Origin of the sequence: Streptomyces sp. NPDC088766 (assembly GCF_044750845.1) — a bacterium.
Lineage (GTDB): Bacteria > Actinomycetota > Actinomycetes > Streptomycetales > Streptomycetaceae > Streptomyces.
This window is the reverse complement of record NZ_JBIVKQ010000022.1, coordinates 110,998-124,377: the sequence shown is the minus strand read 5'-3', so window position 1 is coordinate 124,377 and position 13,380 is coordinate 110,998. Positions and strand designations below refer to the sequence as shown.

General features: G+C 73.2%; 12 protein-coding genes, 1 other RNA gene and 1 pseudogene. 7 read left to right on the top strand and 7 right to left on the bottom strand.

Annotated elements, in window-relative coordinates:
• Window positions 1–4: 4 nt before the first annotated feature.
• A complete protein-coding gene (locus tag ACIP5W_RS26980; RefSeq protein WP_401478666.1) occupies window positions 5–1,735 on the bottom strand; it encodes a histidine kinase in 1,731 nt (576 codons plus the stop codon).
• 369 nt (window positions 1,736–2,104) lie between these two features.
• Between ACIP5W_RS26980 and ACIP5W_RS26975 the strand changes: the two genes are divergently transcribed.
• Window positions 2,105–2,962, top strand: a complete 858-nt coding sequence (locus tag ACIP5W_RS26975) for a MaoC/PaaZ C-terminal domain-containing protein (RefSeq protein WP_401478663.1) — start codon at window positions 2,105–2,107, stop codon at window positions 2,960–2,962.
• A gap of 147 nt (window positions 2,963–3,109) precedes the next feature.
• Here the strand turns inward: ACIP5W_RS26975 and ACIP5W_RS26970 are convergent, their stop codons facing one another.
• Both ACIP5W_RS26970 and ACIP5W_RS26965 read right to left on the bottom strand, forming a co-directional pair.
• Window positions 3,110–3,268, bottom strand: coding sequence for a hypothetical protein (locus ACIP5W_RS26970; RefSeq protein ID WP_401478660.1), 159 nt, complete (start codon window positions 3,266–3,268; stop codon window positions 3,110–3,112).
• 94 nt (window positions 3,269–3,362) lie between these two features.
• The gene (locus ACIP5W_RS26965) at window positions 3,363–4,535 is read right to left on the bottom strand and encodes a hypothetical protein (RefSeq protein WP_401478657.1); all 1,173 of its coding nucleotides are present in this window, start codon (window positions 4,533–4,535) and stop codon (window positions 3,363–3,365) included.
• 208 nt (window positions 4,536–4,743) lie between these two features.
• Here ACIP5W_RS26965 and ACIP5W_RS26960 point away from each other — a divergent pair, with 208 nt between their 5' ends.
• From ACIP5W_RS26960 to ACIP5W_RS26950, 3 genes are read left to right on the top strand one after another with little or no spacing between them, the layout of a single operon-like run.
• Window positions 4,744–5,601, top strand: coding sequence for a Nif3-like dinuclear metal center hexameric protein (locus ACIP5W_RS26960; RefSeq protein WP_401478654.1), 858 nt, complete (start codon window positions 4,744–4,746; stop codon window positions 5,599–5,601).
• The gene (locus ACIP5W_RS26955) at window positions 5,598–6,341 is read left to right on the top strand and encodes a zinc ribbon domain-containing protein (protein ID WP_401478732.1); all 744 of its coding nucleotides are present in this window, start codon (window positions 5,598–5,600) and stop codon (window positions 6,339–6,341) included. The genes ACIP5W_RS26960 and ACIP5W_RS26955 overlap by 4 nt, the downstream gene beginning before the upstream one ends.
• A gap of 11 nt (window positions 6,342–6,352) precedes the next feature.
• Complete coding sequence (locus ACIP5W_RS26950) at window positions 6,353–7,882, top strand: bifunctional RNase H/acid phosphatase (RefSeq protein WP_401478651.1); 1,530 nt, start codon at window positions 6,353–6,355, stop codon at window positions 7,880–7,882.
• Here ACIP5W_RS26950 and eda read toward each other — a convergent pair.
• A complete protein-coding gene (gene eda / locus ACIP5W_RS26945) occupies window positions 7,854–8,516 on the bottom strand; it encodes a bifunctional 4-hydroxy-2-oxoglutarate aldolase/2-dehydro-3-deoxy-phosphogluconate aldolase (RefSeq protein WP_401478648.1) in 663 nt (220 codons plus the stop codon). The genes ACIP5W_RS26950 and eda overlap by 29 nt on opposite strands.
• A gap of 72 nt (window positions 8,517–8,588) precedes the next feature.
• The gene (yaaA, locus tag ACIP5W_RS26940; RefSeq protein ID WP_401478645.1) at window positions 8,589–9,371 is read right to left on the bottom strand and encodes a peroxide stress protein YaaA; all 783 of its coding nucleotides are present in this window, start codon (window positions 9,369–9,371) and stop codon (window positions 8,589–8,591) included.
• 201 nt (window positions 9,372–9,572) lie between these two features.
• On the opposite strand from yaaA, the gene ACIP5W_RS26935 reads away from it, so the two are divergent.
• Together ACIP5W_RS26935 and rnpB are read left to right on the top strand one after the other, a co-directional pair.
• Entirely contained in the window at window positions 9,573–10,142 is a 570-nt protein-coding gene (locus tag ACIP5W_RS26935) for a Uma2 family endonuclease (protein WP_401478729.1), read from the top strand.
• 33 nt (window positions 10,143–10,175) lie between these two features.
• An RNA gene (gene rnpB / locus ACIP5W_RS26930) (RNase P RNA component class A) lies at window positions 10,176–10,593 on the top strand.
• Between the two features lie 455 nt (window positions 10,594–11,048).
• Here rnpB and ACIP5W_RS26925 read toward each other — a convergent pair.
• Window positions 11,049–11,616: pseudogene (locus ACIP5W_RS26925) on the bottom strand (GNAT family N-acetyltransferase).
• Window positions 11,616–12,668 (bottom strand): tRNA (adenosine(37)-N6)-threonylcarbamoyltransferase complex transferase subunit TsaD, encoded by a 1,053-nt coding sequence (tsaD, locus tag ACIP5W_RS26920; RefSeq protein ID WP_401478642.1) that lies wholly within the window; start codon window positions 12,666–12,668, stop codon window positions 11,616–11,618. Before tsaD ends, ACIP5W_RS26925 begins: the two are co-directional and overlap by 1 nt.
• Before the next feature lie 215 nt (window positions 12,669–12,883).
• Here tsaD and ACIP5W_RS26915 point away from each other — a divergent pair, with 215 nt between their 5' ends.
• Window positions 12,884–13,354, top strand: coding sequence for a hypothetical protein (locus ACIP5W_RS26915; RefSeq protein ID WP_401478726.1), 471 nt, complete (start codon window positions 12,884–12,886; stop codon window positions 13,352–13,354).
• Window positions 13,355–13,380 lie beyond the last annotated feature (26 nt).

Sequence of the window (13,380 nt, the reverse complement as noted above, 5' to 3'; positions counted from 1 at the left end):
TCGTTCACGGCCTCAGCGTAGGTCCGGCGGGCCCGGACGGCACCGCCCCGGTCACCGGCTCCACCGGGGAAGAGGACGGGCCCGCCCCACTCCGGTACGGCCGCGGTCCATCGCCGGCTCCTCCGGCTCCGCCGGGCTGTCGGGCGTGCCCCCGACTCTCCGTCCCGCGGAGCCGTGCGGCGTCGCCCCGGTCCTTGGCCGGGTGGGGCGGTCGGGCGTCCACGCGGCCCTCTGCCCCGTGGTCCTGCCGTGCGTTCCCCTGGTCCGACGCCTCACAGGGCTGCCCGGCATCGGTGTGCCCCGCCGTCCCGTGAGCCTGCCGAGCGCCCCCGGGTTCCACGGCCCCGTGCGCCGGCGGCGGGTCCGCCGGGAGTTCCGCCGTGACCGTGAAGCCGCCGTCCGGGCCAGGGCCTGCCGTCAGCGAGCCGCCCGCCGCCGCGAGGCGCTCGCGCAGGCCGGTCAGACCGGTGCCGCGGTCCACCGCGCACGAGTGGGCGCCCGTGCCGGGACCGTCCGGACCGGGATCGCCTGTGCCGGAGCCGCCCCGACCGCCGGAGCCGCCCGTGCCGGCAACCTTCGTACCGGAGCTGCCTGTGCCGGAGCTGCCCTCACCGCCTGAGCCGCCCGTGCCGGGATCCTTCGTACCGGAGCCGCCCTTGCCCCTGCCGCCCCCACCCGTGCCGTCGTCGGTGACCGTCAGCCGCGCTCGCTCCGCCGTGCCCGACACGGTGATCTCGCAGCGCCCGGCCCCGCTGTGGCGGACCACGTTGGTGACCGCCTCGCGCACCACCCAGCCCAGCAGGGCCGCCGTCCGCGGGGCGAGCGGAGGGCCCGACCGGCCGACCACCGGCTCCACGCCCGCCGCCGTCAGGACCGAACGGGCCCGGTCCAGTTCGGTGGCGAGACTGCCCTCGCGGTACCCGGTGACCGCCTCGCGGATCTCCGTCAGCGCCTGGCGGCCCACCGCCTCTATGTCCATGACCTGGGCGAGGGCCGCGTCGAGATCGCGTTCCGCGAGCCGCCGGACCGCCTCCGACTTCACCACGATCACCGACAGGGTGTGCCCGAGCAGGTCGTGCAGATCGCGGGAGAACCGCAGCCGCTCCTCCTCGACCGCCCGCCGGGCCAGTTCCTCACGGGCGGCCCGCAACTGCCGTACCGCCTCGGTCAGGGAGAGGATCGCCGCCGTCACCATCGTCGACAGGAGGGTGCCGTACGCGACGTTCACCGCGTCGCTCCAGCCGTTGCGGTACACGGCGGCGGCGCCGGCGGCCAGCGCCAGTCCGACGCCGACCGGCCCCAGCCAGGGGCCTCGCGTGCTCGCGCCGACGGCCAGCCCCAGCAGGGGGAAGAAGCTCAGCCAGCTGCCGCCGTAGCCGAGTGCCAGAGCGCAGGTGACGAGCGCCATGAGCACCAGGGCCAGCCGTGTCGACAGCGCCTCGCGCTTCTCCCGGACGAAGCTGCGGAACACGACGTAGATGTAGAGGGAGTTGAAGGTCAGCACTCCGAGGCCGCCGATCCACGGGTTGGCCTCGCCCTGAAGGAGGTTCGAGAAGGCGCCCATGCCGAGCAGCAGCCACGGCAGCAGGGAGTAGCCGGACGGCGGCGGGCCCGGATGTTCCGGCACCTCACCCGTCCTGCGCCACTCCCGCATCGCCTCCCGGTCACGGGCGCGCTCGGCCTTGTGCCGCACATGCTCCTGCCACCGACAGGCCACCCACTGCTTCCCGCGCATCCCGCTCCCCCTTCGTCGTCCCTCCACGGGTCCTCGCCCGCCGCTTTGACGCTACGCACCCACCCCGGCCTACGGACAGATGCGGTTGTACCGACCTGGGCAGGACAAATGTCCCGGCACGCCGAACTGACGAGCCGTCACCGTCCTTCACACCTGCCGGGCACCGGGCTATACAGAGGGCGCCGGACCGGAACGCGTCATGGATCCGCCCGGCCTGGATCCGCCGGTCCTGGATCCGCCCGGCCTGGACCCGCCGGTCCTGGATCCGCCCGGCCTGGACCCGCCCGTGCCGGACTCGCCCGTGACGACCTCGTTGCGGCCGACGGCGCGGACGGCCGCGCCGACGTCCCGAGACCCGCCAGGAGCCCCATGCCCATCGACGCAGCCAAGGCGCTCGCCGCCGCACCCCGGACCGGCGGGATCGCCTGGGACCGCAAGGACGTCCTGCTCTACCACCTCGGCATCGGCGCCGGCGTCCCCGCCACCGACCCCGGCGAACTGCGCTACACGCTGGAGTCCCGGCTGCACGTCCTGCCGAGCTTCGCCACCGTCGCGGGCGGCGGCCCGCCCGGCGTGATCGGCGGACTGTCCATGCCCGGCGTCGACGTCGACCTCGCCCGCGTCCTGCACGGCGGCCAGTCGCTCACCCTGCACCGCCCGCTGCCCGCCGAGGGCACCGCCACCACCGCCGACCGCATCACCGCCGTCCACGACAAGGGCGAGGCCGCCGTCCTCGTCGTGCGCACCGAGGTCACCGACGCGAACGGGCCGCTGTGGACGAGCGACGCCCGGATCTTCGTCCGCGGCGAGGGCGGCTGGGGCGGCGACCGGGGCCCCTCGGCCCGGCCCGGCCCACCGGCCGGCGACCCCGACCGGACCGTCGAACGACACATCCGCGAGGACCAGGCCCTCCTCTACCGCCTGTCCGGCGACCGGAACCCGCTGCACGCCGACCCCGGCTTCGCGAAGGCGGCCGGCTTCGACCGGCCCGTCCTGCACGGCCTGTGCACCTACGGGGTGACCCTCAAGGCGGTCGTCGACACCCTGCTCGACGGGGACGTGACGCGGGTGCGCGCCTACGCCACCCGGTTCGCCGGGGTGGTCTTCCCGGGAGAGACCCTCCGCATCCGCATGTGGCGCGGTCAGGCAGCGGTCCGGGTCGCCGTGAGCGCCGTGGAGCGTGGCGACGCGCCCGTGCTCGCCGACACGGTCGTCGAACACCGCTGAGCCGGCCGGCGTCCGAGGGGACCCGAGGGGGGGGAGACGCCCGCGGCGACGGAGGACGGCGGTACGGGCACCGCGGCGGAAGAGGTGACGGGAACAACCGAGGGCCCGGCCCGCCGGAGCGGCGGACCGGGCCCACGGGCGTGACCGTCAGGCAGCGGCGTCGGCCTTCTCCTCGGCCGGCTTGCGGTGCCGGCCGAGGGGAGCGGACTCGCCGTCGTGGGACGAGACCGGGCCCCGGTGCCTGCCGTGACCGGTGTCCTCCTGCGTGTCGGTGGACCACGGCTGCATCGTGCTTGTGTCGCTCATCGGAAGTGTTCACCCCGTCAACATGATCTTTTTCAGCCGGGAGAGTTTATCCGGCGGACCTCGGGGTGGATCCAGGCGGCCGTGCCAACCGCCGCTACTTCGTTACAAGCCGTGCCAGGGGCGCCTGTTGGAGCGGTACGGGCCGGGGTGCGACAGGTTCCGGAGGTTCCGGTTCCAGGGCCTCGGCGGCGGTGTCGGGGACGCCCTCGGCGGTGCCGCTCGGGCGCTGTTCCGCACCCGCGGCCGGCACCGCCACCCGCGCGACCCCGCAGGGTTCCGCCTCCGTCGCGTACGGCAGCCGCAGCACCCCGTCCTCCGTCCACAGCCCGCTGCCCGCCAGCCAGCCCCGCGGCGCCGCGAACTCACGCAACCGCCGGTCCGCCGGACGCCACACCCCGACCCAGCTCCCGAACGGGCCGTCGACGCGCAGGGCCACCGCGCAGTTCTCCGGCACCAGCACCTGACCCGGCTGTACCGCGAACGGCGTCAGCGCGTGGCCGGTGAGCCGCAGCGACCGGGGGAAACGCACCGGCAGGGTGCTGCCCAGCACCCCCCAGCCGAGCCGGGGCTCACCGGGCGACGGCGCGTCCGAGCTGATCAGGAGCAGTCCGCTGTCCGGGGCGGCGAGCAGCAGCCGGTCGTCGCTGCCGTCGGCGATCTGGAGCAGCGGGGACACCTCGCCGCCCCGCTCCAGGTCCACCACGACCGTCTTGGTGCGGCCCTCCGTCTCACGGTCCAGGGCCAGCATGCGGCCGGTCCGGTCCAGCCACACCCCGCCCGAGCAGCGGCCCGGGATCTCGGCGAGGTGCTCGGGGCCGAAGGCGCCGCCCGCCACCAGCCACAGCGCCGTCGAACGCCGGCACACGGCGACGGCGTACGCCCGCTGTCCGCCCGGTGCCGGGGGCAGCAGCCGCAGGACGGTGTCCCCGTCCGGGCACTCGACCGCGCCCAGCGGCAGCTCGCCCGTGCCGGGGCCGGTCGGGTACAGCAGGGAGAAGGCGTGCCGCCCCTGCGACAGCCGGCGGATCAGGACCCGCCCGTCCGCCATCGGCTGCACCTCCGTGCCGGGCTCCTCCGGCTGGTGGGCGGGCAGCGGTACGGCGTACGGCTCGGGGCCGTCCAGTGTCCAGCGCTCCGGGAACCAGGAATCGCCGTCGCGGGCGAGACGTGCGGCGTAGGTGCCGTCCGCCGTGATCGCGCAGGGCGCGTGCGGCGTCGGGCCGTCGTCCCCGGTCTCCGCGGTGGGTTCGATCGCACAGGCCGTCATCGTTCGGTCACCTCCGGCGACGAAGCTAGTTTTCGTACGCGCGGGCGGGGCGTCGGCGGGCGGGGACTTCGCTCGTACGAGTGGCGCAGAAGCGATTCTGCTCCGGGTGTTGTGGGGGTTGTGCATGGGCTTGGGACGGTGTGTCCCCGCGCCCGCCTCCCGACCGGCGGCGGTACGGGGGCGCGGGGCGGCCAGGTAGCCTTTCCCCGTGCCCCGTCTGTCTGAAGTCATCACCGCGCTGGAGAACCTGTGGCCCGCCGAGCGGGCCGAGTCCTGGGACGCGGTCGGCACCGTCGTGGGCGAACCCGGCCAGGACGTCGAGCGGGTCCTCTTCGCCGTCGACCCCGTCCAGGAGATCGTCGACGAGGCGGTGGAGCTGGGCGCCGACCTGATCGTCACCCATCACCCGCTCTACCTCCGCGGGACGACGACCGTCGCGGCCTCCACCTTCAAGGGCCGCGTCGTGCACACCCTCATCAAGCACGACATCGCCCTGCACGTCGCCCACACCAACGCCGACACCGCCGACCCCGGTGTCAGCGACGCCCTCGCCGGCGCCCTCGACCTGCGCGTCGTGGGGCCCCTCGTGCCCGACCCCGGCGACCCCGAAGGGCGCCGCGGCCTCGGCCGGATCTGCGAACTCGACCACCCGCTCACCGTCCGCGAGTTCGCCGCCCGCGCCGCCGAGCGGCTGCCCGCCACCGTGCAGGGCGTCCGGGTGGCGGGCGACCCGGACGCGACCGTGCGGACCGTCGCGGTCAGCGGCGGTTCCGGCGACAGCCTCTTCGACCACGTCCGCGCCGCGGGCGTCGACGCCTTCCTCACCGCGGACCTGCGCCACCACCCGGTGTCCGAGGCCCGCGAGCACGGCGCCCACGGCGCCCACGCACCTCTCGCGCTGCTCGACGCGGCGCACTGGGCCACCGAGTGGCCCTGGTGCGAGCTGGCCGCAGCCCAGCTCGACGAGATCTCCGACCGCCACGGCTGGGGTCTGCGGGTCCACGTCTCGAAGACGGTCACCGACCCCTGGACCAGCCGATTCCCTTCACCTGGAGCCCCCAACTGAACGCCGCGCCCGCCGACCAGATCCGACTCCTCGACGTCCAGGACCTCGACGTCCGCCTCCAGCAGCTCGCGCACAGGCGCCGCTCGCTGCCCGAGCACGCCGAGATCGAGTCGCTGACCAAGGACCTCACGCAGCTGCGCGACCTCCTGGTGGCCGCGCAGACGGAGGAGAGCGACACCGCCCGCGAGCAGACCAAGGCCGAGCAGGACGTCGACCAGGTCCGTCAGCGCGCCGCCCGCGACCAGCAGCGCCTCGACTCCGGCGCCGTCACCTCCCCGAAGGACCTGGAGAACCTCCAGCGTGAGATCGTCTCCCTCGCCAAGCGCCAGGGCGACCTCGAGGACGTCGTCCTGGAGGTCATGGAACGCCGCGAGGCCGCCCAGGAGCGGGCCGCCGAGCTGACCGAGCGCGTCGGCTCCGTCCAGGGCCGCATCGACGACGCGACCGCCCGCCGCGACGCCGCGTTCGAGACGATCGACGGCGAGATCGCCTCCGTGACCAAGGAGCGCGAGGTCATCGCCGCCACCGTCCCCGCCGACCTGCTCAAGCTCTACGACAAGCTGCGCGAGCAGCAGGGCGGCATCGGCGCGGCCAAGCTCTACCAGCGCACCTGCCAGGGCTGCCGCCAGGAGCTGGCGATCACCGACATCAACGACATCCGCAAGGCCGCCCCCGACACCGTCGTACGGTGCGAGAACTGCCGTCGGATCCTGGTGCGGACCTCCGAGTCCGGCCTGTAGGGGCGGGCGGGGTGCGGGAGTTCGTCGTCGAGGCCGACGGAGGGTCCCGGGGCAACCCGGGGCCCGCGGGCTACGGCAGCGTGGTCATCGACGCGGCGACGGGGGAGACCCTCGCCGAGCGGGCCGAGTACATCGGTATCGCCACCAACAACGTCGCCGAGTACCGGGGGCTGCTGGCCGGCCTGCGCGCCGCCCGCGAACTGGACCCCGCCGCCCCGGTGCGGGTCCGCATGGACTCCAAGCTCGTCGTCGAGCAGATGTCGGGCCGCTGGAAGATCAAGCACCCCGACATGAAGCCCCTGGCCACGGAGGCCGCCCGGATCTACCCACCGGGCCAGGTCACCTACGAGTGGATCCCCCGGGAGCGGAACAAGCACGCCGACCGCCTGGCCAACGAGGCGATGGACGCCGGCAAGCGGGGCGAGCAGTGGGACGCCGGGGCGTCCGGGGCGGCGCTCGCCGCCACCGCCGACCGGTCCCGGACCGCCCGGGCCGACCTCCCGCCCCAGGGCCCGCCCGCAGACGCGGCCGCCGGCGCGGCGAGGGCCCGCGAAGCCCTGGCGAGGGGACGTACGACCGGTGCCTCGACCCCCGCTGACGGCGTGGACGAGGCAGTGGCCGCCACGGCGCGCACGGCGGCAACCTCGCCCTCCGCCGGACAGCCCGGCGACGTGAATGCGCCCGATACGGCCGATACGCCCGATACGGCAGATACGGCAGATACGGCCGATACGGCCGCGCCTGCCGCCTCCGCCGGAGAAGCGGCGGGCACGCCTCCCGCCGGGGGCCGCGCCGGCGCTGACCGCCGCGCCGCCCGCACCCTCGCCTCCACGTCCACCACCGCTTCTCCCGCCGCCCCCGCCTCGGCCGGACAGGCGCAGCCCTCCGTCGGCTGGGGGTCCGCCCCCGACCTCGGAGCGCCCGCCACCTTCGTGCTGCTCCGGCACGGCGAGACGCCGCTCACGCCCGAGAAACGGTTCTCCGGGAGCGGCGGGAGCGATCCCGCGCTCTCGGCCGTCGGGCGGGAGCAGGCCGAGCGGGTCGCGGCGGCGCTGGCCCGGCGGGGCACCGTCCAGCACATCGTCACCTCGCCGCTCGCGCGGACGCGGGAGACCGCCGCGGCCGTCGCGGCCCGCCTCGGGCTGGAGGTCGCCGTCGACGACGGGCTGCGCGAGACGGACTTCGGCGCCTGGGAGGGGCTCACCTTCGGTGAGGTCCGCGAGCGCCACCCCGACGACCTGAACGCCTGGCTGGCCGACCCGGAGGCCGAACCGACCGGCGGCGGCGAGAGCTTCGCGGCGACGGCGACCCGGATCGCCGCCACCCGCGACCGGCTGGTCGCGGCGTACGCGGGGCGTACGGTCCTGCTGGTCACCCACGTGACCCCGATCAAGACCCTGGTCAGGCTCGCCCTGGACGCCCCGCCCGAGGCGCTGTTCCGGATGGAGCTGTCGGCGGCCTCGCTGTCGGTCGTGGCGTACTACGCGGACGGCAACGCCAGCGTCCGCCTCCTCAACGACACGTCCCACCTGCGCGCGTGAGCCGCGAGGCGGCCCGCGCCAGGTCCGTCACCCGCGTCCAGTCCCGCGCCGCCACCGCGTCCGCCGGCACCATCCAACTGCCTCCCACACAGCCGACGTTGGGCAGGGACAGATACTCCGCGGCGTTGTCGGGACCGATGCCGCCGGTCGGGCAGAAGCGGGCCTGCGGCAACGGGCCGGCCAGCGACCGCAGGTAGGGCGTACCGCCCGCCGCCTGCGCGGGGAAGAACTTCATCTCCCGCACCCCGCGTTCCAGCAGCGCCACGACCTCCGAGGCGGTCGACACCCCGGGCAGGAAGGGCAGCCCGGACGCCCGCATCGCCGTCAGGAGCACGTCCGTCCAGCCGGGGCTCACCAGGAACCGCGCCCCGGCCGCCCGGCAGTCCGTCACCTGCTCCGGCGTGAGCACCGTCCCGGCCCCCACCACCGCGCCCGGTACCGCGCCGGCGATCTCGCGGATCGCGTCGAGGGCGACCGGGGTGCGCAGGGTCACCTCGATCGCCGGCAGCCCGCCCGCGACCAGCGCCCGCGCCAGCGGCACCGCGTCGGCGACGTCCGCCACGACCACCACGGGCACGACGGGCGCGAGATCCAGTACCGAGGCAGCCGAAGGGGAGGGCAGGGCTGAGGTCATGCGCCTCATCCTGCCCTCGTGGCGCATTGTGCGCAAAGGTCGTTGCAGATGATGCAACAGAGCCGGTCGGTGTCAGTGGATCTCGTCCACCAGCACGTCCAGCGTCCAGACCGCCCCCGCCCGCGCGGGCGCCTGCTCCTCCACCGTGTGACCGAGGTCCCGCAGCGCCACCACCAGGGCGGCCGGGTCCTCGGGGGCGATGCCCGCCGTCAGCAGGCTCCGGACGATCCGGCCCTTCGTCGCCTTGTTGAAGTGGCTGACCACCTTCCGGGTCGGCGCGTGCAGCACCCGCACGCTCGCCGTCCGCGCGGCCACCTCCCCCTTCGGCTTCCACGCCGCCGCGTACGCCGCCGACCGCAGGTCCAGCACCAGCCCGTCCCCGGCCGCCTCGGGCAGCACCTGTGCCATCGGCGCCCGCCAGTGCGCGCCCAGCGCCCCCAGCCCCGGCAGCCGCACCCCCATCGAGCAGCGGTACGACGGGATCCGGTCCGTCACCCGCACGGCACCCCACAGCCCCGAGAACACCAGCAGCGAACGGGCCGCCCGCCGCCCGGCGGCCGCGTCGAGCGACGCCAGGTCCAGGGCGTCGTACAGCACGCCCGTGTAGACCTCCCCGGCCGGCCGCGTGCCCGCGGTGCGCAACCCGGCGTTCTTCGCGATCTCGCCACGCAGCCCCTCGCTCAGCCCGAGCACCTCGCGCGCCTTCTCCTCGTCCCCGGCACACAGCTCGACCAGCTCGCCCAGCACCGCCTCCCGCGCGGCGGCGAGCCCCGGCAGCGACAGCGACTCCGGCTTCAGCGGGACGCCACGGCCGGGAGCGGCCTTTCCTTCGGACGGGGGCAGCAGGACCAGCACGCGCGTTTCTCCTTCGGGCAGAACTCCACGCCAGCGTAAGGGGTGCCGGTTCGCGTCACGGCGGGGTCGAGCGAGCGGTGTCCCGACGGTGGTGATGATCCTGTGCCACGATCGAGGGAACGGTTCCCGATCCCACGGACAGGTGATCCACCGATGCCCCAGTCTGGCGAGCGACCGAAGGAGGGGCGTGACGTGACTGCCATGGCCCACGAGCCGCTCACGCAGGAAGAGGTCCTGCTGGAGGGCTTCCTCGCCCTGGACACCCCGGAAGGCTTCCGGGCGGAGCTTGTCGAGGGGGAGATCGTTGTGACACCGCCGCCGGACGGGGATCACGAGGACTACATCGGGTTGATCGTGGCCCAGGTGATCAGGAAGTCCCGAACTGATATGCAGTTCTCCGGGAACAAGGGGTTGAAGCTGGGGAAAGCGGAAGGCTGTCCCAAGGACCATGTGATTCCGGACGGGACGTTCGCTCCCGAGGTGCTGAGGCTCTACCGGGGCGCCGGTCCCTGGATGCCCTGCCAGGGCGTGGTGATGGTCCTGGAGGTGACCTCCACCAAACCGAAGGCCGACCGCGAGGTCAAACGCCGCTGCTACGCCCGTGCCGGCATCCCGCACTACCTTCTCGTCGATCGTGAATCCTCCGAGGTCACGCTTCTCAGCGACCCGGGGCAGGAGGATTACCGAAAGCGCTCCACCGTCCCCTTCGGCAAACCCCTCACCCTCCCCGAGCCCTTCGCCTTCGACCTGGAGACCGCGGACTTCCTCTGAGCCGTCGCCCGGTAGCATGGTCCCCACGGCAGACGAGCCGGGCGGACGGCCGCGTGAAACCCCCAGGGGCTTCCCGAGGAACGTCCGGGCTCCACAGGGCAGGGTGATGGCTAACGGCCACCCGGGGTGACCCGCGGGACAGTGCCACAGAAAACAGACCGCCAGGGCTGTGCTCTTTTCGAAGAGGGCGGTCCCGGTAAGGGTGAAACGGTGGTGTAAGAGACCACCAGTGCCCAGGGCGACCTGGGCAGCTAGGTAAACCCCACCCGGAGCAAGGTCAAAAGGAGCGCCGTGAAAAGCGCTCTGCGCGGACGTTCGAGGGCTGCCCGCCCGAGTCCGCGGGTAGACCGCACGAGGCCGGCGGCAACGCCGGTCCTAGATGGATGGCCGTCTCCCCGGCCGCCGCGAGGCGACCGGGCGACAGAACCCGGCGTACAGCCCTGCTCGTCTGCTGTCCCGTATTTCCGCAGGTCAGAGGCCATGTTTACCGTCTGGACAAACCCTCGGGGTCGAATCCGGGGCGAATCTGGGCTGTGGGTATCGTTGTTTCTGTCTGCCGCCCCTGCGGCATGTCCGGGCATTCCGGGTGTCAAATGCGGTTCAGGGTCGCTCTGTGGCGGACATCTCGGATTCTGATGCGGTCGGCAGTGCATGTACGAGGTGTCTTCTTCTGGCTGAAGCTGAGCGTCGATGGCGCGTCCTCAGGCGAGCCGCGCCAGGGCCGGGACAGGCGAGGCGGTATTTCGAGGCGGCTGCCCACGGCACCCTCTGGGGGGGGTCGGGGGACGCACCGGACTGAACCCGCGCCGAGGCCTACCTGTCTGTCCGTCCCCGCGCCGCTTTGCCGCGACCGGCCAGCTCGATGTCCTGGATGCCCACACATTTCTGTATGTGGGATCTCGGTGCCTACAAGGGAAGAGGGGCGAGGGTTTTGGCAGGGTGGCGGGGCCCGAGGAAGACCACGATGTCCTCGCCCTCGGGGGCAGGGTGGGTGGCTCGGGTCCAACCCTGGCGGCGGTAGAAGGAGACGGCGCGTGGGGAGCGGACGGAGGTCATCAGCCGGGAGCGGCCTTCGGGGGCGTCCGCGGTGACCGATCGCAGCAGTGCGGCGGCCGGGCCCGGTGCCATGGGCGTCCGGGTGTACGGCTGGTTCGTCGATCTCGCGGGCGCCGCACAGTCATTCCACGGTGCGTTGCGCTCCCAGGCCGGCGGTGGCCTGAGGGTAGCAGCGGTCGGTGGGGAAGGGTGCTGCTGTCGTCCACGCCGTGGCGAAGCCGACGGCCTGTGTTCCGGCGAAGGCGAGTGCGGCGGTGAAGCCGGGGCGCCGGACGTTGCCGACCAGTCGGCCGAGGAACTCGATCGCTTTCTCTTCGTCCTCGTTCCAGGGCGGGGCGCAGAAGGCTTCGACGTACCGAGAGCGTAGGGCGGAGGTGCGGGCCAGAAGGGCGCCGTCCTTGAAGAGCCGGATGTCCATCAGGCCGCCACGAACCTGACCGTCGTACCCGGGTGCAGCGCCGCGTACTCCAAGGGTGCCGACGGGTCGATCGACACGTCCAGCGGTGCTGGTTCGGCTCCGGCCCGGACCAGGAGGTCGCCGACCGCGGCGATCATCGCGCCGTTGTCCGTGCAGAGTTTCATCGGTGGTACGCGCAGGCCGATCCCGGCTGCCCGGCACCGCTCCTCCGCCAGTGATCGCACCCGCGTGTTCGCGGCCACGCCGCCGACCATGACCAGCGTGCCCACCCCGTGCTCGTGGCAGGCGGCCACTGCCTTGCGGGTCAGTACGTCCGCGACGGCCTCCTGGATCGAGGCCGCACCATCGGCCACCGGCAGCTCACGGCCCGCGTGTTCCTCGGCCCAGCGTGCCGCCGCCGTCTTCAGACCGGAGAAGGAAAAGTCGTGCGAACCCGGCAGCGGGCGAGGGAACGGAACCGCGCGTGGATCCCCCTCGCGCGCGGTCCGGTCGATGGCCGGACCGCCGGGATACGGCAGCCCGAAGACCCGTGCGACCTTGTCGAAGCACTCCCCGGCGGCGTCGTCCAGGGTGTCCCCCAGGTGGAGGATCGGATCGCGGGCCAGATCGTGCACGACGAGAAGCGAAGTGTGCCCGCCGGAGACGATCAGCACCATGCAGGGGTCGGGCAGTGGGCCGTGTTCCAGGGTGTCGGCGGCGACATGACCGGCGAGATGGTGGACACCGTGGAGCGGAACCCGCAGTGCGTAGGCGAGTCCCTTCGCCGCGGCCAGGCCGACCTGGAGCGCGCCGGACAGGCCTGGCCCGGTGGTCACCGCCACCGCGCCGACGTCCGTCAACCGCAGTCCAGCCGCGTCCAGGGCGCGCTGGATCACCGGCCGGACCGCATGGACATGCGCCCGGGCGGCGATCTCCGGTACGACACCGCCGTAGCGGTCGTGCTCGTCCATGCTCGACGCCAGCGCGTGCCCCAGCAGTCGCCCGTCCCGGACCAGTCCCACCCCGGTCTCATCGCAGGACGACTCGATCCCGAGAACCACGGGAGAACCCACCGCCCGCTCCTTTCTGCCATTGCTTTGTTATTGCGGGTAGTGTGCAATAAGAACACCTCGAATGTGTACCCCGGCGTGCGCGAGCTCGTCGGCGGTGCTGAAGGAGGAACCGGAGGTGCGGGCGCGACCCGTGCCGCCACCACCCCGAACCGGATGCGGGGCGCTGTCTCGCCTGACAGCGTCCGTCCCATGGGCAGTGCCCCGCATCCACCTCCATCGCCGTTGCCGTCATCATCGGCGCGGTCGAACTGCTGGGCCTGATCGCCGAGAAGGTGGACCTGCACGGCCCGTTATGGGGCTGGGTCTCGGGCCGGGACCTGGACATCATCGGGTACGTCATCGTCGGCTCCTCGATCCTGCCCACCGCCTCGGACAAGTGCCGGCTCGCCAGCTCCGAGACGGGGATTCACGGCATGCCCGGACCCGGCCAGTTCCTCGAAAGCTCCGGCCCGGGAGATATGGCGCCCGGACGTGGACAGGAGGGTCGGCAAACGGAGCCGTCCGCAGTGCGGCGCAATATGTGCCGCTTCAGGCGTACGCGGGCGTCCGACCGTACTGTCGCTCTGTCATGTGCCAGCTGCTGGACCAGCCTCGCGCCTCCGCCTGTTCCCGCGTCCGCTGTCCACAGGCAAAGGCTTGTTTGCAGCTGCCCTGACACGGCCCCGAGTCCTAGGTCCAACGCCTGATCGGCAGCGACACTTCTTGCTGCTAG